21 protein-coding genes and 1 tRNA gene are annotated in these 23,038 nt (G+C 63.3%); 18 read left to right on the top strand and 4 right to left on the bottom strand.

Features of this window, described 5'->3' with window-relative positions; all coding sequences use genetic code 11:
* The first annotated feature begins 14 nt into the window (after positions 1 to 14).
* Together CHB97_RS09945 and CHB97_RS09940 are read left to right on the top strand one after the other, a co-directional pair.
* On the top strand, positions 15 to 344 hold the full coding sequence (locus CHB97_RS09945; RefSeq protein WP_244559486.1) for a rhodanese-like domain-containing protein: 330 nt from the start codon (positions 15 to 17) through the stop codon (positions 342 to 344).
* 3 nt (positions 345 to 347) lie between these two features.
* Entirely contained in the window at positions 348 to 1,730 is a 1,383-nt protein-coding gene (locus CHB97_RS09940) for a TolC family outer membrane protein (protein ID WP_089287822.1), read from the top strand.
* A 195-nt stretch (positions 1,731 to 1,925) separates the two neighbouring features.
* On the opposite strand, the gene CHB97_RS26790 is transcribed toward CHB97_RS09940, so the two are convergent.
* Positions 1,926 to 2,084 carry a hypothetical protein gene (locus CHB97_RS26790; RefSeq protein WP_244559485.1) on the bottom strand — a complete coding sequence of 53 codons (159 nt, stop codon included), beginning with the start codon at positions 2,082 to 2,084 and terminating at the stop codon, positions 1,926 to 1,928.
* A 2-nt stretch (positions 2,085 to 2,086) separates the two neighbouring features.
* Here CHB97_RS26790 and CHB97_RS26785 point away from each other — a divergent pair, with 2 nt between their 5' ends.
* From CHB97_RS26785 to tatC, 6 genes are all read left to right on the top strand, one after another.
* Positions 2,087 to 2,461 carry a DUF2497 domain-containing protein gene (locus CHB97_RS26785; protein ID WP_244559484.1) on the top strand — a complete coding sequence of 125 codons (375 nt, stop codon included), beginning with the start codon at positions 2,087 to 2,089 and terminating at the stop codon, positions 2,459 to 2,461.
* 102 nt (positions 2,462 to 2,563) lie between these two features.
* Positions 2,564 to 5,248 (top strand): valine--tRNA ligase, encoded by a 2,685-nt coding sequence (locus CHB97_RS09930; RefSeq protein ID WP_089287820.1) that lies wholly within the window; start codon positions 2,564 to 2,566, stop codon positions 5,246 to 5,248.
* A gap of 160 nt (positions 5,249 to 5,408) precedes the next feature.
* Positions 5,409 to 6,569 carry an ABC transporter ATP-binding protein gene (locus CHB97_RS09925; RefSeq protein ID WP_089287819.1) on the top strand — a complete coding sequence of 387 codons (1,161 nt, stop codon included), beginning with the start codon at positions 5,409 to 5,411 and terminating at the stop codon, positions 6,567 to 6,569.
* A 113-nt stretch (positions 6,570 to 6,682) separates the two neighbouring features.
* A complete protein-coding gene (locus CHB97_RS09920) occupies positions 6,683 to 6,943 on the top strand; it encodes a twin-arginine translocase TatA/TatE family subunit (protein ID WP_089287818.1) in 261 nt (86 codons plus the stop codon).
* A gap of 51 nt (positions 6,944 to 6,994) precedes the next feature.
* On the top strand, positions 6,995 to 7,570 hold the full coding sequence (gene tatB / locus CHB97_RS09915) for a Sec-independent protein translocase protein TatB (protein ID WP_089287817.1): 576 nt from the start codon (positions 6,995 to 6,997) through the stop codon (positions 7,568 to 7,570).
* Complete coding sequence (gene tatC / locus CHB97_RS09910; protein WP_371333001.1) at positions 7,567 to 8,379, top strand: twin-arginine translocase subunit TatC; 813 nt, start codon at positions 7,567 to 7,569, stop codon at positions 8,377 to 8,379. Before tatB ends, tatC begins: the two co-directional genes overlap by 4 nt.
* Before the next feature lie 63 nt (positions 8,380 to 8,442).
* On the opposite strand, the gene CHB97_RS09905 is transcribed toward tatC, so the two are convergent.
* Entirely contained in the window at positions 8,443 to 10,242 is a 1,800-nt protein-coding gene (locus tag CHB97_RS09905; protein ID WP_089287815.1) for an alpha/beta hydrolase, read from the bottom strand.
* 167 nt (positions 10,243 to 10,409) lie between these two features.
* Here CHB97_RS09905 and CHB97_RS09900 point away from each other — a divergent pair, with 167 nt between their 5' ends.
* The 8 genes from CHB97_RS09900 (at position 10,410) to CHB97_RS09865 (ending at position 18,795) form a co-directional block, all read left to right on the top strand.
* The gene (locus CHB97_RS09900; protein WP_089367426.1) at positions 10,410 to 10,901 is read left to right on the top strand and encodes a hypothetical protein; all 492 of its coding nucleotides are present in this window, start codon (positions 10,410 to 10,412) and stop codon (positions 10,899 to 10,901) included.
* A gap of 125 nt (positions 10,902 to 11,026) precedes the next feature.
* Positions 11,027 to 12,256 (top strand): LL-diaminopimelate aminotransferase, encoded by a 1,230-nt coding sequence (locus CHB97_RS09895; protein ID WP_089287813.1) that lies wholly within the window; start codon positions 11,027 to 11,029, stop codon positions 12,254 to 12,256.
* A 12-nt stretch (positions 12,257 to 12,268) separates the two neighbouring features.
* On the top strand, positions 12,269 to 13,567 hold the full coding sequence (locus CHB97_RS09890; protein ID WP_089287812.1) for a homoserine dehydrogenase: 1,299 nt from the start codon (positions 12,269 to 12,271) through the stop codon (positions 13,565 to 13,567).
* A gap of 94 nt (positions 13,568 to 13,661) precedes the next feature.
* A complete protein-coding gene (gene glpX / locus CHB97_RS09885; protein WP_089288100.1) occupies positions 13,662 to 14,636 on the top strand; it encodes a class II fructose-bisphosphatase in 975 nt (324 codons plus the stop codon).
* A 95-nt stretch (positions 14,637 to 14,731) separates the two neighbouring features.
* Complete coding sequence (gene recJ / locus CHB97_RS09880) at positions 14,732 to 16,522, top strand: single-stranded-DNA-specific exonuclease RecJ (RefSeq protein WP_089288099.1); 1,791 nt, start codon at positions 14,732 to 14,734, stop codon at positions 16,520 to 16,522.
* Positions 16,523 to 16,732: 210 nt separating this feature from the next.
* On the top strand, positions 16,733 to 18,247 hold the full coding sequence (locus CHB97_RS09875) for a hypothetical protein (protein ID WP_143270824.1): 1,515 nt from the start codon (positions 16,733 to 16,735) through the stop codon (positions 18,245 to 18,247).
* Between the two features lie 117 nt (positions 18,248 to 18,364).
* Positions 18,365 to 18,440 (top strand) — tRNA-Glu (locus tag CHB97_RS09870).
* A gap of 148 nt (positions 18,441 to 18,588) precedes the next feature.
* Positions 18,589 to 18,795, top strand: a complete 207-nt coding sequence (locus CHB97_RS09865) for a hypothetical protein (protein WP_089287810.1) — start codon at positions 18,589 to 18,591, stop codon at positions 18,793 to 18,795.
* A 197-nt stretch (positions 18,796 to 18,992) separates the two neighbouring features.
* Here CHB97_RS09865 and CHB97_RS25890 read toward each other — a convergent pair whose 3' ends face one another.
* Complete coding sequence (locus CHB97_RS25890; protein ID WP_143270822.1) at positions 18,993 to 20,153, bottom strand: hypothetical protein; 1,161 nt, start codon at positions 20,151 to 20,153, stop codon at positions 18,993 to 18,995.
* A gap of 470 nt (positions 20,154 to 20,623) precedes the next feature.
* Here CHB97_RS25890 and CHB97_RS09850 point away from each other — a divergent pair, with 470 nt between their 5' ends.
* Positions 20,624 to 21,265, top strand: coding sequence for a hypothetical protein (locus CHB97_RS09850; RefSeq protein WP_089287807.1), 642 nt, complete (start codon positions 20,624 to 20,626; stop codon positions 21,263 to 21,265).
* A gap of 121 nt (positions 21,266 to 21,386) precedes the next feature.
* Here CHB97_RS09850 and CHB97_RS09845 read toward each other — a convergent pair whose 3' ends face one another.
* Complete coding sequence (locus CHB97_RS09845; RefSeq protein ID WP_244559483.1) at positions 21,387 to 22,535, bottom strand: MBL fold metallo-hydrolase; 1,149 nt, start codon at positions 22,533 to 22,535, stop codon at positions 21,387 to 21,389.
* Between the two features lie 107 nt (positions 22,536 to 22,642).
* Here CHB97_RS09845 and CHB97_RS25885 point away from each other — a divergent pair, with 107 nt between their 5' ends.
* The gene (locus CHB97_RS25885) at positions 22,643 to 22,828 is read left to right on the top strand and encodes a hypothetical protein (RefSeq protein WP_089287805.1); all 186 of its coding nucleotides are present in this window, start codon (positions 22,643 to 22,645) and stop codon (positions 22,826 to 22,828) included.
* Positions 22,829 to 23,038: the final 210 nt, after the last annotated feature.

The following is a 23,038-nucleotide window of genomic DNA, read 5'->3' as shown; positions in this document are numbered from 1 at the left end:
GATTGGGGCCGCCTGTGCGTACGATCACTGACTTTGAACTGGCGGTGGATGATTTGGCGGAACGGGTTCAGCGCGGTGACATCACCGTGCTGGATGTAAGGGAAGGCTGGGAAGTGGAGCTTTGCGCCATTCCCGGCAGCATTCACATTCCGCTCGGGCTGTTGCCCGGTGCCATCGGTGATTTGCCGCAGGATCGTGATATTGCGGTACTGTGCCACCATGGAATGCGTAGTGCGCACGCAACCGCTTGGTTGCGGGCGCAGGGATTTGACCGGGCCATCAATATTGCGGGCGGGATCGACGCTTGGGCCCGGCGGATCGACCCCTCGATGAAGGTGTATTGACCAATGGAAGCCTCTCGTCTGAAGCCGATCCTGCGCCGTCTGGCGCGCACCGCTCTTCCCCTGGCGGCCCTGTCCGTGGGGTTGGGTATCAACCCGGCCCAGGCGCAGGCGCTGAACGACGCGCTGGCGCTTGCCTATCAGGCCAATCCCACCCTGGAAGCGGCGCGCGCCGAGCTGCGCGCCGCCGATGAACTGGTGCCGCAGGCCCGTTCCGGCTACCTGCCCCAGGTTTCTGCTGCCGGTGATATCGGCCGTTATAAGCAGGAGACCGGCGGCACAAACTCCGATCTGTTATGGAATCAGAAGTCGGTCAGCGCCCAGATTGTGCAGCCGATCTATCGCGGTGGCCGCACCATCGCGTCCCTGAACCGCGCTGAAGCGCTCGTTCAGGCGCAGCGCGCCTCGCTGGTCGCTACCGAACAGTCAGTGCTGCTCTCAGCCGCGTCCGCCTATTGCGACGTGGTGCGTGATCAGGCGGTGCTGGAACTGAACATCAATAACGAGCAGGTGCTGCGCCGCCAGCTGGAAGCCTCGCGCGACCGGTTCCGTGTTGGTGAAATCACCCGCACTGACGTCAGCCAGTCTGAATCGCGTCTGGCGTTGTCGACCTCCAACCGCATTGCGGCTGAAGGCCAGCTGAATGCAAGCCGCGCCGTGTTTGCCCGCCTGATGGGCCAATCGCCGGAGAAGCTGACCCAGCCGGCCCCGACGGTGGAGCTGCCCAAGTCGCTGGAAGCGACGGTGGCCATGGCGGAGCAGAATAATCCAGCTGTGCTGGCCGCCAAGTTTACCGAACGCGCCGCTGATGCGACTGTGGATGCCACCGCCGGTGAGCTGCTGCCGTCTGTCTCCATCGTCGGTTCTTATAGCCGGACCTGGGACCAGCCCGGCACCATGGGCCAGCTGGATAATGGTTCCATCGTCGCCCGCGTCAGCGTGCCGATTTATACCGCCGGTGAGCCGAACGCCCGCGTGCGTCAGGCCAAGCAGACCGCCCAGCAGCGCCGAATCGAGATTGATGAGGCGGTGCGTCAGGCCCGGGAGACGGGGATTCGCGCATGGGAAGCGCTGGTAACGGCCCGCGCTTCCATCCTGTCCCGCAAGGAACAGGTGCGTGCGGCCAATATCGCCCTGGAAGGCGTGCGTCAGGAAGCCACCGTGGGCTCGCGCACGGTTCTGGATACGCTGGATGCGGAGCAGGAATACCTGAACGCCCAGGTCAATCTGGTGCAGGCCGAGCGTGATGAGATCGTGGCGATCTTCCAGGTGCTGTCCGCCACCGGTCAATTGACGGCCGGCCGTCTGGGTCTTCCGGTCAAGACCTATGATTACGAGGCACATTACAACAACACGCGCGACAAGCTCTGGAGCCTGTCGGCCGACTGATCCGACAATATTTCAGGGAATTTGCTAAAATGGGGGGCAAACTGCCCCCCATTTTTCATCAAGCTCATGGAAATTTGTCCGTTTCTGCCCTAGGCTGACGGCCAATTCGTTGAATTCGGGTTATAGGCGAGATGGTCGATAAAGGCGCGTCACAAGAACCGTCGATGGAAGAGATCCTGGCTTCCATCCGCAGGATCATTTCCGAAGACAGCGACGCACCCCCGGCGGAGCCGGAGGCGCCGCCGCCTCCCCCGCCGCCGCCCCCTCCACCACCTCCCCCGCCGCCACCTCCTCCCCCTCCACCGCCGCCCCCACCGCCTCCACCGCTTCCCGTTTTTGAGGAGCCGGAGCCATTTATGCTGACGGAGCCGGAGGAGGAGCCGCCGCTGGAGCTGACGGAGCCGTTTGAGGAGCCGTCCTCCTTCTTTGAGCCGCCACCCCCGCCGCCGCCGCCGCGTCGGCCGCTGCCCATGGATGAGGGGCTGATTTCGGATCAGGCCGCCGATGCGGCCAGCCGCGCCTTTGCCTCCGGGCTGGCCGGGTTCCGCCGGGGCGGGCCCAGCATCCATGGGGAAGGGCCGGTTGGGCGTTCCGACACTACGGTCGAACAGATCGTCTATGATTTGGTGCGACCGATGATTCGTGAATGGCTGGACGATAACCTGCCCACCATGGTGGAACGTCTGGTCAAGCGCGAGATCGAGCGGGTAGTACGGCGCGGCCTCGACTGACGCGCCTGCCCGCATTGCACGAAAGTTTGGGGGCGGCGCCTGGACGGTGCCGCCCCTTTCCATTTATCAACTGTGCCAACCCTGTCACCTGAAGGCCCGGTCATGCTGGAAAAGACCTTTTCCCCCGCCGATGTGGAATCGAATCACTACCAACGCTGGGAGAAGGACGGCGCCTTCGCCGCCCATGTAGACAGCAATCAGGTGCCCTACACCATCATGATGCCGCCGCCCAACGTGACGGGCAGCCTGCATATGGGGCACGCGCTGACCTTCACCCTGCAGGACATTCTGATTCGCTATCAGCGGATGCGCGGCAAGGATGCCCTGTGGCAGCCCGGCACCGACCATGCCGGCATCGCCACCCAGATGGTGGTGGAGCGTAATCTGGGCAAGGAAGGCATCACCCGCCAGCAGTTGGGCCGGGAAAAGTTCCTGGAGAAGGTTTGGGAATGGAAGGCCGAATCCGGCGGCACCATCACCCGCCAGCTGCGCCGCCTGGGTGCTTCCACCGATTGGGCGCGTGAACGCTTCACCATGGATGAGGGCCTGAACAAGGCCGTCCGCAAGGTGTTCGTGGAACTGTATCGCCAGGGCCTGATCTATCGCGACAAGCGGCTGGTCAACTGGGACCCCAAGCTGCACACCGCCATTTCCGATCTGGAGGTGGAGCAGAAGGAGGTTGCCGGCAATCTCTGGCACTTCCGCTACCCGATCGAGGGGGAGCCGGGCCGCTACATCGTGGTCGCCACCACCCGACCCGAAACCATGCTGGCCGATACTGCCGTGGCCGTGCATCCCGAGGATGAGCGCTACAAGGACATTATCGGCAAGTTTGTCCGCCTGCCGCTGGTCGGCCGCCTGATCCCCATCGTCGGCGATGAATATGCCGACCCGGAGACGGGTTCCGGTGCGGTGAAGATCACCCCCGCCCATGATTTCAACGATTTCGAGGTTGGCCGCCGGCATAATTTGCCGCTGATCAATCTGCTGGACCGTGATGCCCGCATCGTTGACTCGTTCGAAGGCTACAAGCCCGGCGCCAATGGCCGCCTGGAAGCCTTCAGTGAGCCGGTGCCGGAAGCCTATCGCGGGTTGGACCGGTTCGCCGCGCGCAAGCAGGTGGTCGCCGATCTGGAAGCGCTGGAACTGCTGGAACAGATCGTCCCGCACAAGATGACGGTGCCGCACGGCGACCGCTCCGGCGTGGTGATCGAGCCCTGGCTGACCGATCAATGGTATTGCGATGCCGCCACGCTGGCCAAGCCCGCCATTGAGGCGGTGGAGACGGGCAAGACCGTCTTCGTGCCGCGCCAGTGGGAAAACACCTATTTCGAATGGATGCGCAACATCCAGCCCTGGTGCATTTCCCGTCAGCTCTGGTGGGGTCACCAGATCCCCGCCTGGTACGACGCTGACGGCAATGTCTTTGTGGCGGAGACGGCAGAGGAAGCCCAGGCGCTGGCCGGGGACGGCGTGGCGCTGACCCGTGACAGCGACGTGCTGGATACGTGGTTCTCCTCCGCGCTGTGGCCGTTCAGCACGCTGGGCTGGCCGGAGCAGACGCCGGAGCTGGGCCGCTATTATCCCGGCGATGTGCTGGTGACCGGCTTCGATATCATCTTCTTCTGGGTTGCCCGGATGATGATGATGGGCATCCATTTCATGGGCGATGTGCCGTTCAAGACCGTCTACATCCATGCCCTGGTCCGCGACGAAAAGGGCCAGAAGATGTCGAAGTCCAAGGGCAATGTCATCGACCCGCTGGACGTGATTGACCAATATGGCTGCGACGCCTTGCGCTTCACCCTGACGGCCATGGCCGCCCAGGGGCGCGATATCAAGCTGGCGGTCAACCGCGTCGAAGGTTACCGCAACTTCGCCACCAAGCTGTGGAACGCCGCCCGCTATGCGGAGATGAATCAGGTCGCCCCGGTGGCCGGGTTCGATCCGGCCAAGGTTGGGCTGACGGTCAATAAGTGGATCATCGCCGCCTTCCAGCAGGCGTCGGCCCGCGTGACGGAAGCGCTGGACGCCTATAAGTTCAACGAGGCGGCGGCCGGCATCTATCAGTTCGCCTGGAACAGCTTCTGCGATTGGTATCTGGAATTCACCAAGCCGATCCTGAATGGCGAGGACGAGGCCGCCAAGGCCGAAACCCGCGCCACCACCGCCTGGGTGTTCGACCGCATCCTGCATCTGCTGCACCCGGTGATGCCGTTCATCACCGAAGAGCTGAACGAGAAGACCGGCGGCCTGACCAAGACCCTGATCAGTGCGGAATGGCCGCTGGCCGATGAAGCCCTGATCGACGCCGCCGCCTCGGCGGAAATGGAATGGGTGGTGAAGCTGATTTCCACCATCCGCACCGTGCGGTCGGAAATGAATGTACCGCCCTCGGCCCAATTGCCGCTGCTGCTGAAGGGCGCCAATGCGGAGACGGAACGGCGGCTGGCCACCCACCGCGATCTGATTCTGCGTCTGGCCCGCCTGTCCGGTGTGGAAGCAACGGACGCGGAAGCGCCCAAGGGTTCCGCCCAGGCCGTGCTGGACGAGGCCACCCTGGTGCTGCCGCTGGCCGACTTCATCGATATCGAGAAGGAGAAGGCCCGTCTGGCGAAGGAGATCGGCAAGCTGGAGCAGGAGATCGGCAAGATCGACGCCAAGCTGGCCAACAAGAACTTCGTCGACAAGGCCCCGGAAGAGGTGATCGAGGAACAGCGCGAGCGTCGCGCCGAGGCGGATACCGTTCGGGCCAAGCTGGCTGCCGCCCTGGGTCAGTTGGGCTGAGGGTGCGTTGCGGGTGGGGATGGAACGGCCATCCCCACTCGATTTGCCTGCCATCAATTAATAATGATTTGCAATTCCCTGCACTGATCCCTACCTAATCATTCTGTTCTATTCCGGTGTTCCGCGCCGTACCCCGTGCCAAGAGAGAGCCTTGTCCGGTATGGATTTGAATCTGACCGACATCACCCACGCCAGCGACCAGCACCCGGTCGCCCTGGATGCGGCAGCCCCGGCCGCCGCTGTGGCATCTCATCGGCTGGCGGCCCTGTCCCTGTCCGATGTCAGCCATGATTACCGCAACAAGCGGGCGGTGGATCATGTCAGCCTGTCCATCGGTCCGGGGGAAATCGTCTGTCTGGTCGGCCCGTCCGGCTGTGGCAAATCCACCTTGCTGCGTCTTTCGGCCGGGCTGGAGACGCTGCAGCAGGGGGAAGTGTCGGTCAACGGGCAGGTGATCGCCCGGCCCGGCCGTTCCGTGCCACCGGAGAAGCGCGGCATCGGGCTGGTCTTCCAGGATTATGCCCTGTTCCCGCATCTGCGGGTGCTGGACAATGTGCGCTTCGGCCTGAACCGTCTGCCGGTGGCGGAGCAGAAGGAACGGGCGCTGGCGGCATTGCGGCAGGTGGGCATGGAAGCCTATGCCAATGCCTTCCCCGATGCCCTGTCGGGCGGTCAGCAGCAACGCGTGGCGCTGGCCCGCGCCATGGCGCCTAAGCCCGCCGTACTGCTGCTGGACGAGCCTTTCTCCGGCCTGGATACCAGGCTGCGGGAAACCGTGCGCGACGAGACTCTGCATGTGCTGAAACAGAGCGGGGCGGCGACGATGATCGTCACCCATGATCCGGAAGAGGCCATGTTCCTGGCCGACCGCATCGCCCTGATGCGGGATGGCAAGCTGGTGCAACTGGGCTCCCCCACCGAACTTTACACCCGGCCGGTGGATGAATTCGCCGCCAGCTTCTTCGGAGAGGTGAACCGGCTGACGGGTACCGTGCGCGGCGGCCGGGTCGATACGCCCATCGGCTGCCTGAATGCGCCTGGCCATGCGGAAGGGGCGCCGGTGGCCGTCCTGATCCGGCCGGAGGGGCTGCGCCTGTCGGCGGTGGAACAGGGGCTGGGCACCGATGGGGTGCCCAATCTGGCGCGGGTGGAGGCCTCACGCCTGTTGGGCCGCGCCAGTCTGGTGCATCTGCGGGTACTGGATGCCGAGGGCAGGCCGCACCATATGCACGCCCGGATGCCGGGCCATTTTCTGCCGTCGGACGACACCCATGTCTCCGTCGCGCTGGACCGGCAACAGGCCTTCATCTTCCCGCTATAGGCCGGTTGGTTCGAAACATGAATGTTTTCCGGCCTTGATTGCGGGGAAGGGGGCTTTCTGCCATCATCCCGCGCCGCCGCAAAGCCGGTGGTGCGAAGCCCGAGGGAACCGTCATGAGTTTGGGTATCACAGAGATTCTGGTTATCCTGTTGATTGTCGGCGTGATCTTCGGCGCCGGAAAGTTGCCCAAGGTGATGGGCGATTTCGGCAAGGGTATCCGCAACTTCAAGGACGGGCTGAAGGGCAGTGAAGGGGAGGGCGATGCCCCGGCCCCGGCGGATGCGACAATGACGCAGGCCCCCGTTATCGACAATAAGGTTGCCCCATCCCCCGTCGTCCCGCTAACCAAGGACGAGTCGGCGCCGAAACCGTGAACTGTCGGCGCTATCCTCCCGTTCACCCGCCACGGGGAAGTCTGATCCATCATGTTTGACATCGGCTGGTCCGAAATCGCTGTCATCGCCGTCGTGGCGCTGGTCGTCATCGGGCCTAAGGATTTGCCCAAGGCCCTGCATACGGTGGGTAAGTGGGTTGCCAAGGCCCGCTCGCTGGCCCGCGAATTCCAGAATAATGTCGACGACATGGTGCGTCAGGCGGAACTGGATGAGCTGCGCAAGCAGGTGGAACAGGCCCGCAGCTTCAATCTGAACCAGGAACTGGAAAAGACCATCGACCCCGATGGCAAGCTGCGGGAGCCCCTGGGCGGGCCGGCGGATGGCACGGCCAAGCCGGTCACGCCCGTAACCCCTGATCCGGAGGAAGATGCCGATCTGGCGGCCGTCGCCCTGCCGCCGCCCGGTGCCCCCCCGGTGACCCCGCTGGAACCCGCCCCGGTGGCCTCGCCCGCCGCGGCGGTGCAGGTGGAGCCGGTGACCCCCATTCCGGACCCGGCGCCGCAGCCCCCCGTGCCATCGGTGGAGCCGGCAGCGCCGGCACCCGTTACCGTCGCGGATGCGGACAAGCCGGTGGAAGCCCCCAAGACCCAAGGTGAGCGGCCGTGACCGATCCCCAAACGCCAGATGAACTTGAAGCCGGCCGGATGCCGCTGCTGGAACATTTGATCGAGCTGCGGAACCGGCTGATGTGGAGCCTGGGCGCACTGATCCTTGCCTTCCTGCTCTGCTTCACGGTCGCCGACCATATCTATCAGCTGTTGATGCATCCGCTGGTGCAGGCGCTGGGGGAGAAGGCGCATGAACGGCGCATGATCTTCACCGCCCCGCAGGAATTCTTCCTGACTCAGGTGAAGGTGGCTTTCTGGGCCGGTGCCATGCTGGCCTTCCCCATCATCGCCACGCAGATTTACAAGTTCGTCGCCCCCGGCCTGTACAAGCATGAACGCCGCGCCTTTGCCCCCTTTCTGGTGGCAACCCCGGTGCTGTTCGGCCTGGGCGCGGCCTTGGTCTATTTCTTCATCATGCCGCTGGCCCTGAAATTCTTCTTCTCTTTTGAAGTGGAAGCGACGGCCACGACCTTGGCGGTGCAGGCGGAAACCCGTGTGGCGGATTATCTGTCGCTGATCATGGCGATGATCTTCGCCTTCGGTCTGGCCTTTCAGCTGCCAGTCATCCTGACCCTGCTGGCGCGGGCCGGGCTGGTGACGGCGGACGGGTTGGCCTCCAAGCGCCGTTACGCCATCGTCGGCGTCTTCGTCGCTGCCGCCATTCTGACCCCGCCGGATGTGATCAGCCAGGTCGGTCTCGCCGTACCCATGCTGCTGCTGTATGAGGTGTCTGTCTTCATGGCACGCCGGATCGAAAAGCAGCGCGCGGCGCGGGATGCTGAGCTGGATGCCGAACTGAATAGTTGATGGGGGCCGTTTGGCCGCCTTCAAATGGAAAGGGCGGGGGTGCCGTGGCACCCCCGCCCTTTTTTATTCCACCACCCGGATCTTGACGTAGGAACCGGGGGCGGCCTCAAGGGCTTTCAGCTTGCCGTCGCCGGGGACGCGGGGCGGCACCTTGGCCCCGGCATATTTTTGCACCCACTTGGCATATTCCGGCCACCAACTACCCGGCACCTCCTTGGCGCTGGCCATCCACTGCTCAGGGTCTTTGGGCAGTTTGGTATTGGTGAAGTGGGAATATTTGTTGGCGGCCGGCGGGTTGACCACGCCGGCAATATGGCCGGATGCCGCCAGCACGAACTTCACCGGACCGCCATAAAGCTGGGTGGCGGCATAGGTGGATTTCCACGGGGTGATGTGATCCTCCCGCGTCGACAGCATGAAGGTGGGCACCTTGATCTGGCTGAGATCGATCGGCACGCCCTTCAGCGTCAGGCCACCCGGCTGCACCAGCAGGTTCCGCTGATACATGTTGCGCAGATAGAAACTGTGCATCGCCGCCGGCATCCGCGTGGCGTCGGAATTCCAGTACAGCAGATCGAAGGGGAAGGGGTCTTTGCCCAACAGGTAATTATTGACCACAAAGGACCAGATCAGGTCATTGGCCCGCAGCATGTTGAAGGTGGTCGCCATGGACTGGCCATTCAGATAGCCCTGGCTGTTCATCTTCTCTTCCAGGGCGGCCAGCTGTTCTTCATCGATGAAGACAGACAGTTCCCCCGGCTCGGTAAAGTCGGTCAGCGTCACCAGATAAAGGATGCTCTTGATCCGCTCATCGCCCTTGGCGGCCATATAGGCCAGCGTGGAGGCCATCAGCGTGCCACCGATGCAATAGCCGACGGCATTGATCTCCGTCTCGCCGGTGGCCTGTTCGATGGCATCCAGGGCCGAGAGCGGCCCCAGATTCATGTAATCTTCCCAGGTCTTGTCGGCCAGCTTCTCATCCGGGTTGACCCAGGAGACGATGAAGACCGTATGGCCCTGATCGCACAGCCATTTCACCAGCGAATTGCTGGGCCGCAGGTCCAGGATATAGAATTTGTTGATCCAGGGCGGCACGATCAGCAGCGGGCGCTTGAACTGCTGCTCCGTCGTCGGCTCATACTGGATGAGCTGCATCAACTCATTCTGATAGATAACCTTGCCCGGCGTGGCGGCGATATTTTCGCCCACCTTGAACTTGGAATAATCGGTCATGGAAATGGCCAACTGGCCCTTGCCACGTTCCAGATCGCCCAGCAGGTTCTCCAGCCCCTTGACCAGATTTTCCCCACCCGATTCCAGCGTCTTGCGCAGCACTTCCGGGTTGGTCAGCACGAAATTGCTGGGGGCCATGGCATCGACGAACTGGCGGGTATAGAAATCCACCTTCTTGGCCGTCTTGTCGTCCATGCCCTCCACCTCCCGCACGGTGGATTGCAGCCAGCGGGCGGTCAGCAGATAGGATTGCTTGATATAGTCGAACAGCGTGTTCTCATCCCAGGCGCTGTCCTTGAACCGCTTATCTTCCTTGGCGGGGGCGGCCACCGGCGATGTGGCTTCCTGGCCCAGCATCCGCTGGGTGGTGCGCTGCCACAGCGCCATGTAATCCTGCCACAGCGACCATTGCGCCTGCATCAGCTTGGCCGGATCGGCCATCATCCGGGCTGTCATTTCCAGAAAGGCGGCGCCGATATGCATGGCATCCTGGGCGCCGTTGCCGCCCTCGCCCTGCCGTTTCAGGAATTCCGCCACCAGCCGCTGGCTCTGTTCCGCGATCGTCGCCATGTGACGCGACATCTCCACGGGATCGGGGATCTTGATTTCGGACCCTTGCGGTTCGGCCATTCGCGCTTTCCTCAAAACTGGTTGGAACAGAACCCCAACTCTTTCCTGACATAATTTATTGGCCTGATTGTCGGCAGGCGCGTTCAGGCAATGCGGCTTTCCTTGCCTCTTGCCCCAGGATAGGGCTTAAGGTTGCCGACACGGGCATTTTCATACACGATCCGGCCATGATTTTCACCGACCCATCATCCCCTATCCGTAAGAATATTTCGTTGCAGCTGGGGGGGCTGGCCCTGGCGGCCGCCTTGGGCTTGGGCGGTTGCGCCCGTGTGCCTTTACCCGACATCGTCTTCGATGACGGGCCGGCGCCGGCCACCAAGGAAGCCATCAGCGACAGTGACCCCACCCGCGTGCTGACCGGGTCGCGGCCGATTCGCCGTGCGGATCCACGGGCGGATGGTACAGCCAATCTCGCCGCCGTGCCCGCCCGGCCAGAGGCATTCTCCTCCCCCATTGAACGGCAGGCCATGATGGATCGGCTGACCCAGGATCGGGAGCAGGGGACCAGTGTGGGCGACGCACTGCGCGCCACCGGGGCCACACCACAGGCCCCGACGGTGGATATCCCCACCCTGCCAGAGGCGCCGCCGCCGGTTCCCAGCGCCCTGCCGTCCACCAGCGCTACGCCGGGTGCTGCTGTCGGAAAGAAGGAAAAGTGAATTTTCTGCCGCCATCCCTTCCATTCATGGCAGCAAATCGGTTCAACCTGTAAAATCATGTCGCGGCGGCGAAAGCCGGTGCGCTACATATTTCGCCCCTTCCTCTTCTAACCGGTGCCAGGTCCATGAGCGACGCTGAATTCCACCGCATCAAGCGGCTTCCGCCCTATGTGTTCGCAGAAGTGAACGCGATGAAGGCGCGAGCTAGGGCCGCCGCGGAGGACATCATCGATCTGGGCATGGGCAACCCCGACCAGCCGACCCCGCCGCATATCGTGGCGAAGCTGGTTGAAGCGGTGCAGAACCCCAAGACCCACCGCTATAGCCAGAGCCGCGGCATCCCCGGCCTGCGCAAGGCGATCAGCGCCTATTACAAGCGCCGCTTCGATGTCGATATCGACCCGGAGACGGAAGCCATCGTCACCATCGGCTCCAAGGAAGGCCTGGCCAATCTGGCCCAGGCCATCACCAGCCCCGGTGACGTGATTCTGGTGCCGAATCCCAGCTATCCGATTCATCCGTTCGGCTTCATGCTGGCCGGTGCGGCGCTGCGCCATATCCCGGTCAATAGCGGGCTGGATGATTTTGTGCCGGCGCTGGAACGCGCCATCAAGCATTCGGTGCCCAAGCCGACGGCCCTGATCGTCAGCTTCCCCGCCAATCCGACCGGGCAGACGGTGACGCTGGATTTCTATCGGCCGATCGTCGATCTGTGCCTGAAGCACGGCATCTACATCCTGTCCGATATCGCCTATGCGGAGATCTATTTCGACGGCAACCCGCCGCCGTCGGTGCTGCAGATCCCGGAAGCGCGCGACATCACCGTGGAATTCAACAGCCTGTCCAAGACCTACAATATGCCGGGCTGGCGTGTCGGTTTCGGCGTGGGGTCGAAGAAGCTGGTCGGCGCGCTGGCCAAGTTTAAATCTTATGTCGATTACGGCGCCTTCACGCCTATCCAGGTGGCGGCAACCGCCGCCTTGAATGGCCCGCAGGATTGCGTCCTGGAAATCCGCGAGATGTACAAGCAGCGCCGCGATGTGCTGATTGAAGGCTTGCAGCAGGCCGGCTGGCCGGTGGTGTCGCCCAATGCCTCCATGTTCGTCTGGGCGGAAATTCCCGATCCGTTCAAGCATCTGGGCAGCCTGGAATTCGCCAAGCTGCTGATGCAGGAAGCCAAGGTGGCGGTCAGCCCCGGCATCGGCTTTGGTGAATATGGCGATACCCATGTGCGCTTCGGTCTGGTGGAAAACACCCAGCGCATCCGTCAGGCGACCCGGAATATCAAGCTGTTCCTGGACCGCGTGCGTAAAGCCAATGCCCCCGTTTCCCCCGTCTCCGTTTCCGCTGACTGAGGACGTCACAGCATGAGTGTTGCCAAACCCCTGCGTATCGGTATCGCCGGCCTTGGAACGGTCGGTGGTGGTGTGTTGAAGCTGCTGGCCAGCCATGGCGAGCTGCTCACCCAACGCACCGGCCGGACTTTGCAGGTGACCGCCGTGTCCGCCCGCGATGCCTCGCGGGACCGTGGCGTCGACCTGTCGTCCGTCCGCTGGTACCAGGATGCGGCAGCGCTCGCCGTTGATCCCGAGATCGACGTGTTTGTCGAGCTGATCGGCGGCTCCGACGGGATCGCCAAGCGCGCCGTCGAAGCCGCCATCGCGGCTGGCAAGCATGTGGTGACGGCCAACAAGGCCTTGCTGGCCCATCACGGTTCGGCCCTTGCCACGGCGGCCGAGTCTGCCGGCCTGACCCTGGCGTTCGAGGCGGCGGTGGCCGGCGGCATCCCCGCCATCAAGGGGCTGCGTGAAGGGCTGGCCGGCAATAACATCCGTGAGGTGCATGGCATCCTCAACGGTACCTGCAATTACATCCTGACGGAGATGCGGACCACCGGCCGTGACTTCGCCGATGTGCTGGCCGATGCCCAGCGTCTGGGCTATGCGGAGGCCGATCCCTCCTTCGATATCGATGGGGTGGATGCGGCGCATAAGCTGGCCGTGCTGACGGCGGTGGCTTTTGGCACCAAGGTGGATTTCAAGTCGGTGCATGTGGAGGGTATCCGCCACATCTCCGCACTGGATATCAATTACGCCCAGGAACTGGGCTATCGTATCCGCCTGCTGGGCATTGCCCGCCGCACGGATGCCGGCATTGAACAGCGCGTGCATCCCTGCATGGTGCCCACCAACAGCCCGATCGGGGCCACGGATGGCGTGTTCAACGCCGTGGTGGCCGATGGCGATTTCGTGGACAAGGTGGTGCTGGTCGGCCGTGGTGCCGGTGCCGGCCCAACAGCGTCTGCGGTGGTGGCCGATCTGGTCGATATCGCCCGTGGCCGTTCCACGCCCACCTTTGGCGTGCCGGCGGAACAGCTGGCGCCGCTGGTGTCCTCGCCGATCAGCCGGCGCCAGGGGCGCTATTATGTCCGCTTGATGGTGGTGGACCGGCCGGGTGTGATCGCCGATATTGCCGCCACCTTGCGCGACCAGCATGTGTCGATGGAGGCGTTCTTGCAGCGTGGCCGTTCGCCTGGTGAGGCGGTGCCCGTGGTGTGGACGACGCACGAAACCGATGAAGCGGCAATGCAGAGTGCCTTGGCTGCCATCGGGGCGCTTGACGCCGTGCTGGAGCCGCCGCGCATGATCCGTATCGAGGATTTCTGACGCTGACCGGCCCGTACAAGCACAAGACCGGCGGCGTTTTCGTGGAGGGGAACCAACAATGAGCAGCAATCCCAAGGGCGACATTTCCCTGGTGATGGACCGGAACCTGGCGCTGGAAGTGGTCCGCGTCACGGAGGCCGCCGCATTGAGCGCGTCGCTGCTGATGGGCCGCGGCGATGAGAAGTTGGCCGATCAGGCTGCCGTCGATGCCATGCGTCAGGCGCTGAACGCGCTGTCCATCGATGGCACTGTGGTGATCGGTGAGGGTGAACGCGACGAAGCCCCGATGCTCTATATCGGGGAAAAGGTCGGCACCGGCAACGGCCCGAAGATCGACATCGCGCTGGACCCGCTGGAAGGCACGACCATCTGCGCCAAGGGCGGCCCCAACGCCCTGGCCGTCATCGCCATGGCGGAGGCCGGTGGCTTCCTGAACGCGCCCGACGTTTATATGGACAAGATCGCCGTTGGTGGTGGTCTGCCCGACGGCGTGGTCGATCTGGACGAGACGGTTGAAAACAACCTGAAGAATCTGGCCAAGGCCAAGGGCGCCGACGTGTCGGAGCTGGTGGTCTGTATCCTGGACCGCCCGCGCCATTCCGAGCTGATCGCCAAGGTGCGTGAAGCCGGTGCGCGGATCATGCTGATCGGCGATGGTGACGTGTCGGGCGTGATCGCCACGGCCCAGCCGGCCGCCGGCATCGACCTGTATATGGGTTCCGGTGGTGCGCCGGAAGGCGTGCTGGCCGCCGCCGCCCTGCGCTGCATCGGCGGGCAGTTCCAGGGCCGTCTGATTTTCCGCAATGATGCGGAGCGGGAGCGTGCCAAGCGCTGGGGTGTCACCGATCTGGATAAGAAGTATGGCCTGCATGATCTGGCCAAGGGTGACGTGATGTTCTGCGCCACCGGCGTGACCACCGGCCCGATGCTGGGCGGTGTGCGTCGCTTTGCCGGCGGGGCCATCACCCATTCGGTGGTGATGCGGTCCAAGTCCGGCACGGTGCGCTATGTCGAGGCACATCACAATTTCCGCACCAAGACCAGCATGATCCCCGAGCCGAAGCGCTGATATCGGCTGATCTGTTGTTTGTTGTATGATGCTGATCCCTCTCCCGCTGCCGCGGGGGAGGGATTTTCCATTCCTGAAGCCTGTTGATTGTTGCCATGACCGAACCTGCCTTCCTTGGTGTTGAGAGCTCCATCACCGGCCGCCGCTGGAAGGCGCGTGGCACGGACGACCGTATGGCGCTGGCCCTGTCACAGAGCTTCGGCCTGCCGGAACTGGTGGGAAGGCTGCTGGCGGCGCGCGGGGTGGGGCTGGAGGAGGCGGAACGGTTCCTGTCGCCCACCCTGCGCGCCTTCCTGCCCAACCCATCGGTGCTGAAGGATATGGACAAGGCCGCCGACCGGCTGGCCCGTGCCATCCGGGATGGGGAGAAGGTGGCGGTCTTCGGCGATTATGACGTGGATGGTGCCACCTCCACCGCCTTGCTGCACCGCTTCTTCCGGGCGCTGGGGCGGCCCTTGCGCGTCTATATCCCCGACCGGATCGAGGAAGGCTATGGCCCCAACCTGCCAGCCCTGCTGCGGCTGAAGGAGGAGGGGGTGAAGCTGGTGGTGACAGTCGATTGCGGCGTCACCAGCTTTGACCCGCTGAACGGGGCCGTGGCAGCGGGGCTGGAGGTGATCGTCGTCGATCACCATAAGGCCGAACCGCGCCTGCCCGATGTCACCGCCGTGGTCAACCCCAACCGGCTGGATGAGCCGGCGGGCGGGCCGCTTGTCACCCTGGCGGCGGTGGGGGTGACCTTCCTGCTGATCGTTGCCGTCAACCGCGCCCTGCGGGGGACGGGGTTTTACGCCAATGGCGTGGCCGAACCCGATCTGATGGGTTGGCTGGATATTGTGGCGCTGGGTACGATCTGTGACGTGGTGCCGTTGGTGGGGCTGAACCGTGCCTATGTCGCCCAGGGGCTGCGGGTGATGGGCAAGCGCGGCAATGCCGGCATTTCGGCCCTGGCCGATGTGGCCAGCGTCAAGGATGCGCTGGATGCCTATTGCTCCGGCTATATTATCGGGCCGCGCGTCAATGCCGGCGGACGGGTGGGGCGGGCCGATCTGGGCACCCGCATCCTGTCCACCGAAGATCCGGCAGAAGCCGCGCAACTGGCCCGGGAGCTGCACGAATTCAACGCCGAACGCCGCGCCATCGAAGCGGTCGTCCTGGAAGAGGCCATGGCCCAGGTGGAAGCGGCGGATGGTTCGCCGGAACTGGTGCTGGCGGCGGGGGAGGGCTGGCATCCTGGCGTTATTGGCATTGTCGCTTCCCGCCTGAAGGAAAAATTCAACCGGCCGGCCTGTGTGGTGGCGCTGGATGGCATGGTGGGCAAGGCCTCCGGCCGATCGGTGCGCGGCGTCGATCTCGGCTCGGCGGTGATTGCCGCGCGTCAGGCGGGGCTGCTGGTGGCCGGTGGCGGCCACGCCATGGCGGCGGGATTCACGGTGGAACGGGAGAAGCTGGACGATTTGCGCGGCTTCCTGCGTGACCGCATCGCGGCGCAGCTTTCCGATCTGGGGCCGCTGGTGCCCAGCCTGAACCTGGACGGTGCCCTGTCGGTTCGCGGTGCCAATCCGGAATTGATGCGGCATCTGGAGAAACTGGCGCCCTATGGCACCGGCAATTCTGAACCGCGCTTTGCCATCACCGATGCGCGTATTGTGAAGGCCGATGTGGTGGGGGCCAACCATGTGCGCTGCATCCTGACCGGCAATGATGGCAGCCGGTTGAAATCCATTGCTTTCCGTGCCTTGGACGGCGACTTGGGCGTAGCCCTGCTGCAGTCCGGTGGTATGCCCATGCATCTGGCCGGCACGCTGCGGCCTGATCGCTGGAATGGCAATGATGGTGTCCAGCTGTTGATCGATGATGCCGCCTCAGCTGGTCATAATCTTTAACGGAAACGCCATCGGAACTTCATTGTTGCAAGGTGAACCCAGTGGCACGTCTGTCATAGTCTTGACGCAGTTCGATACAGACAAAATGATCGTGAGCCCCTATACTTTGGGATAAGCGCTGCCTATGGCGTTTGATCCGAAATCGGGTCGGGGCAGGCCGGGCTGATCGCCCGGTTGAGCGATCGGCGCGGGTGGGGGACTTGGCTGGTCATGACGATGAAGTCGGCCGACGCGCCGCTGGATCGTGAGCGTTCGGAAAAGCCGGCCGAGGCAGAGGCCGGACCGGCACTGTCGCGGCTGCGGGCGCATTTCGATGGGCTGGATGAAACCGCCCTGCTGCGCGTTGCAAGGGCGGTAGAAACCGCGCGCGCGGTTGAGCATGGCAACGCAGCGGACGAACAGATATTGGACAGTCTGCGGCCCCGCCTGCGGGAACTGAAGCCGCCCCGGCTTTCCACCTTCCAGCGCGCTGTCTGTGCGCCCATTCAGATTTATCTGTTCGATGGTTCGCCACCGGAGCAGAAGCGCAAGGCCGCGATTCCGCGCCAGCTGCTGAATCCCTGGTGGCGGGTGCTGACCAATTCCCCCCATCGTACCGATTTGCTGGCGATTGATGCGGAATATGCCAAGGCGGTGAACGAACAGCGCTGGGATGATCTGCCGGCCATCGTTGACCGCGGGGTGCTGGCGGCCGGGGATGTGACCCTCACCATCCTTGGCGAAGCGGAACGTTCCTATGGCCGGCGCGGCGAATTGGCGGCCATGCTGGGTGGGGAGCGAGCCCTGGCCGACATGCGGGAGATCGGGCTGCTGATGCGCCTTCATGCGCATCTTTCCCCCGCCCTTGCGCGCATCCAGCGGGCAGCCGGTGTGACGGCACCCGCCCGCATCCTGGATTTCACCCCGGCGGCGGTGATCGCAGCGCGCACCGCCTATCTGAACCTGCATAATCTTGGCGCCGAGCTGGTGGAGTATTTCTTCTTCGGCCTGATCGCCCTGTTGAACCAGCCCTTCCAGGCGCTGCGGCTGGTGCGCCTGCTGTCGCAGGACATGTCGAACACTGGCAGCGACAATCCCGCCCGCCTGATCCCCGCCCGGCTTTTCTCCGACCTGACCCATACCTTGTCGGAGATCGGGCGTCAGGGTGGGGGCCATGCGGCGATGGGGCGGCGGGTCTGGCTGCTGACCAGCGCCCGGCTGCTGTCCGATGCCGGCCTGATGATCCGGGGGCTGGCGGAAGAAACGCGCGACGGGGCCGATCCCGAATGGCAGCGCCTGCTGTCAGAGGCGCGCGCGCGCGTGATGAACGCCATCAATGCCTTTGCCGATGCCGCCCTCCATGATTGTCTGAGCGTGCTGCCGACACGGGCAACCAAGGAACGCCCCGGTGCTGAGCTGCGGGTGGAACCCGACATGGCGCATATCCCCACAGAGGAGGAACAGGGCGTGGCTATCGCCGCCGCCCTGCTGCTGACCACCCTGCGCAAATTGCTGGAGCAGGAGGGGCAGGAACGGCTGCTGCGCGCGCGGGAGGCGGACCTGACCCAGGGGCTGGAGATCGCCATCAAGTTCCGCGTGGAATATCTGCGTGCCCGCCCGCGCCATGCCGTGGCGCTGGCCCAGCTGGCGGCCATTCATCGCGTGTTGAAGGGGCTGCCCTCCATCAACATCATCCGTGACTTGGAACATCGTGTCGGCTGGACCCTGGAAAGGTATAGCGATTGAACCTTTGGGCGGTGGTGAAGCCCCCGCCATGTAGAAAGCATGGGCGTTATGCGCGAAATATAAAAAAACTGCTTGATCTGCCCGGCTGCCCCGGCTAATTAACCGCCCACCGACGACGTCCCCATCGTCTAGAGGCCTAGGACACCAGCCTTTCACGTTGGTAACACGGGTTCGAATCCCGTTGGGGACGCCAATCCCTTCCAAGGAATATCTTGGAAGACTTGGCAGTGCCAGATGGTTTACTTGATGGCCATTTGGTCGGACGGAAAAAAGCCCCGTGCCCTCTGGCCGGGGCTTTTTCGTTTCCTCCAGACGAGCTTTGAAGAATAAGGAATGTCACCATGCGTGCGATGGATGGACAGCGCAGCGATAACAAGCCCCTGAAGCGCAACGATGTGGAAAAGCGCAAGGCCCTGCTGCAGCTTGAAGCCGCCTTGGCCGCCCTGGGCCCGAAGCCGACCCCTGGCCTGCGCGATACGATGGAAAAGCGCATCCGTGAACTGAAGGCCGAACTGGCCGAAGGCAGCAGCAAGCCCCGTACCCGTTGAGGGATCTGGCAGGCTCGCTGATGCAGAAAAGGGCGGCGCCATCCCCGGCGCCGCCCTTTTTGTTTATGGCGAATGTTACCGCCCCTTCGTGTTCGGGTAGATGCCCCCCAAGAGCTGTGCATCTGACCGGGCGCGGCGGCGGCAACAAAAAGGCCCCTGGATCGCCAGATCCAGGGGCCTTTTTGTTTTAGCTTGTATCAGCCGCGGGGAGCCTGCGGCGGCGGCTGGCTGCGACGGTAGGAGGGAAGCGGGATCGGCCGCTGCTCTTCCTTGCGGCTGGCTGAAACCTCAATCTCCATCCGGGCAATCACCTTGCGCAATTCATGGATGGCATCACCCAGGGACTGCACATCCCCTTCGCCTGCCTTCCACACACGATAGGCTTCGGCACAGGCCTTGGCGGCCGCGTCCATCCGCTCATCCGCCGGCACTGTCGGCGTTTCCTGGGCTTCCAGGCGAGCGGGATTGCGCTGCTGCTGACGATAGGGATAAACCACCTCTACCGGCTGATCACCTATATTGGCATCCGGCGGCGGCAGGCGATCTTGCCCACGATCCTGGGTCGGGCGGTCGAAATCACGCGGGGGACGGTTATCCCGACCTTCCTGGCGATCCCGCCCGGCGAAGCGCTGCCCACCCTGCGGGAAGCGAGGCACCCCCTGCTGGGGACGCCGCCCTTCCTGTGGGGCGCCGCGACCTTCGTTCCGGTCACCACGATTGCCGTTTTCCGCGAATCGGGGCTCGCGGGGCTCCCGGGGCTCGCGCTCCCGCCCGTCGCGTTCCCTTCCATCACGGTCGCGATTATCGCGATCCCGTGGCGGACGACCCTCGCGGCTTTCAAAACGACGTGCGGCTTCACGTGCTTCATGCCGACCGCTGTCATGTTGAAACAGCTCGCCCGGCCCAGCCTCCCGATTGGGGGCGGCGGTGCGATCACCCGTTGCCGGCTGCGCGGTAATTTCCACCTCGTCCGTGGAAACCGGGGCTGGCTTTGCCACCGGCGTCACCTCTGCCACTGGTGCGGCAGGGGGGGCAAGCGGCGCCGGCGCAGGCTCCACCACCTCAGCCTGTGCTTTCACACGGCGTGACGGGCGAGCTGCTTCAGGCGGCGGTGCCTCCTCAGCGGCGGGCGTCGGCGGAGCCTGTTCCTCCACCGTGCCGGCGTCAGCGGTCAGGCCAGCAGCCTCCGCCTTGCGGACGATATAGGAAATGGCACTGGGCGTGCAGTCAAACTCCCGCGCAATGGCGGAAAGCGTGGCGCCTGCCCGGTGGCGTTCCAGGATTCGCGGCCAAGCAGATTGCGGAATACGTCCCCGACGCTTCGGGGACTCCGCATCACCTTCGGTTTCGGCGTTCAAGATATCACTCGGTTGCCAGAGAGGCTCATGCGTCATTAAGCGGATTCACAAATCTCGGCGTGTCCGGCGGTTGAGCCTGCCCATTAATGGCGAACCCGAGGGATCGTTTGGGCCCAGGGGATCGTTTGGGGAGGTGTTACGCACGGTGGTGCCAGGAGTTATAGTCCAGATATGGGCGAAATGGTCAGAAATTAAAAGAGGAACTGCGTGTTGGGAGCAAAAAAAATCACCAGCGCGTTTGTTGCTCTCCGCGCCGCTCCCTGTCGGGCTGTTCTCGGCGTGCGTAGATTTTGAAAGCTGCAGCAGCAATGCGGTTCAGCCACAGACGAGCTTCATCCGAAATTGCGTCGGCTGCGTCCATGCGGACTCTTGCGGTCACCGCCTGCCTTGGGGCACAGTCGGCCCGCAAAAGCCAGCACGGCTGATCCGTGCGAGGCTTTGATTATAACGGCTTCTTGGACCCAGAAACCATGCTGCGTAAACGTCTTGCCGCGATGGCGGCTCTGTTGGCGATGTTCGCCGTGCCTGTCCAGGCCAAGCCACCTTGCTACACCCCTGATGAGTTTGAGGCTGAGCAGGGCATTCGGTTGCATACCGAACTGATGGTTGTGGGTCTGACCTGTCAGGAAATGAGCGTCCAGGGTCAGCCCAGCCTTTTTGCACAATATAAAATGTTCACGCTGAAACATCAAAAGCAGATCAAGGTCTGGGAAAGTAACCTGATCAGCTATTACAAGCGGACGGTGAAGGGAAACCCCAACCGCGCTTTCGATACGTTCCGCACCCGGCTGGCGAATGAGACCTCGCAGCGCGCCATTGCGCTGACCAATCCGGTGTTCTGCGCCGATCACGTGCCGGTGGTTGCCAAGGCCATGGCGACGGATATCGAAGCGCTCCGCGCTGGCCTGCGTCCCGATGCACCGGGCGTTCGGCTGGCGCAGGAACCCCGTTGTGACAAGCCGATGCAGGGCGCCCTGGTGGCGGAGGCGGCAGCCAGCCCGGCTGCCCGTGCCACACCGGCGGCGGCACCGGCCAAAAAGACCAATCCGGCGAAGAAGCCCGAGGCGGCAAAGAAAGCTGATACGGCCAAGAATGGTGGCAAGGCCGGCTGATCCCGGCTTGCTGGCTTTGTCGGGCGTGTTTTGAAAACGGGAAACACGCCCGGGCTTTTCAGTTTCTCAATCGGCCGTGACGGTCATCATACCTTGGTAGAAGGGAAGATCGACCAAGGCTTCAGACCTGAAAAAGATCAGGTGTTCCTGCCCGTTCTTTGCGGTGCAAAAGGCCCTGGCCTACCAGATGGTTCAGGTGCGCCAGGGCTTCCCCTACCGCGAAGCTTAATTGATGGGTGTCGAGCGGGCGCCTGAACAGCAGCTGCGTGATGTCTGCCACGCTGCAGCCAGGGCCTGAGCAGGCCGTCCGGATCTCTGCCAGCCTTTCCTGATGATGATTGGCCAGCTGGTCGATTCGCTCCCGCAGGCCGGTGAAGGGCTGCCCATGCGAGGGCAGAACCAGCGTATCGGCGGGGAGCTGGCGGAGCCGTCCCAGTCCCGCCAGATATTCTGAGAGCGGGTCTGCGGCTGGTTCGGCCGGCCAGACGCTGATATTCGGGCTGATGCGTGGCAGCACCATGTCGCCCGCGATGAGAATATGCGCATCGCTGTTGAAAAGGCAGACATGTTCGGGGGAATGGCCACCGCTGCATATCACCTGCCAACCGCGTCCGCCGATATCCAGCATCTGCCCGTCACGCAGCCGCTGGAATATGGCGGGCACGGCTGGAACGCCCTGCCGATAGGCGCCCACACGCGCCGTTAAATTCGCCACCTGTTCGGGCGACAGCCCGGCCCTCATGTAGAAGCGGTTGGCGATCTGCTGATCCATGGTCGCCGGTGGCCGGCTGTGCAGTTGCGCCAGCAGCCATTCGCTGCGGGACATTGCCAGGGGGATGTCAAACCGTTGGCAAAGCCAATCGGCCAAACCGACATGATCGGGATGGAAGTGCGTGACCAATAGCCGCAGAGCCGGCAGCCCGTCCATATGACGGGCGATCACCTGTTCCCACAGCGCCCGCGTCAGGTTGCTGGCAATGCCGGTATCCACCAGGGTCCAGCCGTCACGCGCTGCGCTGTCCTTGTCGGCAAGCAGCCAGACATTGATATGGTCTAGCGCGAAGGGAAGGGGCAGCCGAACCAGACGAATCCCAGGGGCTGGCTGACCCAGCACGAGGTCATCGTCCGTCACAAGGGTGGGGGCAACTGATGCAAGACCTGATTGTTCACGAGGTGGCACGGGCACTTTTCCTTGTCGTCGGGCGCTTGGGCCTGCTGCCTGTGGCGAAAGGCCATTTTGATCAGGATTTTCCACGGCATTCAGTGTCACGCAACCATGATGGAAAACGTCATGAAAATCTTGTTAGAAGCCGCACCGGCGGGGTGAAGAACGTCAATGGGCCACTGCTTGTGGCCTGTCACTGAAAGGTGGCGATCATGGATCGGCCGATGGATTACCTGATTGAGATTGAGGACGAACCGCTTGGTCTGGCCATGGCGGAGGAGGAAGGCGTGGTGTTCCATGCATTCCACCCAGCCGTGCAGCAGTTGCATGGTCGTGCCTATCCGGATGCTGGGGAAGCGCAGCGCGCCGCATTAAATGCCTTTCGCGCTGCGGCATAGCTGAAAAGCAAGAGGGGGAGCGGGCGCCTAGCCGATAGGGCTAGTATCTTTAGCCAGCCCCCTGCCTCCTTGAGTTGCCCCTTCATTTTCTGTTAAGCCTATGAACGCTGGGATATAAAAGACGGCGATGCCATCTTTTTGCCCAAGACAGAACAAGCTGCCTCCGTTTTCGGCGTGTAAGGGCGGCAATCCAAGGGCCTTCGAGGAGTA

This window comes from Azospirillum sp. RU38E, from assembly GCF_900188385.1.
Classification (GTDB): domain Bacteria; phylum Pseudomonadota; class Alphaproteobacteria; order Azospirillales; family Azospirillaceae; genus Niveispirillum.
Note: the sequence above shows the minus strand (reverse complement) of the source record. Positions and strands in the feature narration are given on the sequence as shown.

Excerpts from the sequence above, each read along its gene's own strand:
- CHB97_RS09940 (WP_089287822.1), top strand. The coding sequence starts at position 348 with ATGGAAGCCTCTCGTCTGAAGCCGATCCTGCGCCGTCTGGCGCGCACC.
- CHB97_RS26790 (WP_244559485.1), bottom strand. The coding sequence starts at position 2,084 with ATGGCTCCGGCTCCTCAAAAACGGGAAGCGGTGGAGGCGGTGGGGGCG.
- CHB97_RS26785 (WP_244559484.1), top strand. The coding sequence starts at position 2,087 with ATGCTGACGGAGCCGGAGGAGGAGCCGCCGCTGGAGCTGACGGAGCCG.
- CHB97_RS09930 (WP_089287820.1), top strand. The coding sequence starts at position 2,564 with ATGCTGGAAAAGACCTTTTCCCCCGCCGATGTGGAATCGAATCACTAC.
- CHB97_RS09925 (WP_089287819.1), top strand. The coding sequence starts at position 5,409 with ATGGATTTGAATCTGACCGACATCACCCACGCCAGCGACCAGCACCCG.
- CHB97_RS09920 (WP_089287818.1), top strand. The coding sequence starts at position 6,683 with ATGAGTTTGGGTATCACAGAGATTCTGGTTATCCTGTTGATTGTCGGC.
- tatB (WP_089287817.1), top strand. The coding sequence starts at position 6,995 with ATGTTTGACATCGGCTGGTCCGAAATCGCTGTCATCGCCGTCGTGGCG.
- CHB97_RS09905 (WP_089287815.1), bottom strand. The coding sequence starts at position 10,242 with ATGGCCGAACCGCAAGGGTCCGAAATCAAGATCCCCGATCCCGTGGAG.
- CHB97_RS09900 (WP_089367426.1), top strand. The coding sequence starts at position 10,410 with ATGATTTTCACCGACCCATCATCCCCTATCCGTAAGAATATTTCGTTG.
- CHB97_RS09895 (WP_089287813.1), top strand. The coding sequence starts at position 11,027 with ATGAGCGACGCTGAATTCCACCGCATCAAGCGGCTTCCGCCCTATGTG.
- CHB97_RS09890 (WP_089287812.1), top strand. The coding sequence starts at position 12,269 with ATGAGTGTTGCCAAACCCCTGCGTATCGGTATCGCCGGCCTTGGAACG.
- glpX (WP_089288100.1), top strand. The coding sequence starts at position 13,662 with ATGGACCGGAACCTGGCGCTGGAAGTGGTCCGCGTCACGGAGGCCGCC.
- recJ (WP_089288099.1), top strand. The coding sequence starts at position 14,732 with ATGACCGAACCTGCCTTCCTTGGTGTTGAGAGCTCCATCACCGGCCGC.
- CHB97_RS09875 (WP_143270824.1), top strand. The coding sequence starts at position 16,733 with ATGACGATGAAGTCGGCCGACGCGCCGCTGGATCGTGAGCGTTCGGAA.
- CHB97_RS09865 (WP_089287810.1), top strand. The coding sequence starts at position 18,589 with ATGCGTGCGATGGATGGACAGCGCAGCGATAACAAGCCCCTGAAGCGC.
- CHB97_RS09850 (WP_089287807.1), top strand. The coding sequence starts at position 20,624 with ATGCTGCGTAAACGTCTTGCCGCGATGGCGGCTCTGTTGGCGATGTTC.
- CHB97_RS25885 (WP_089287805.1), top strand. The coding sequence starts at position 22,643 with ATGGATCGGCCGATGGATTACCTGATTGAGATTGAGGACGAACCGCTT.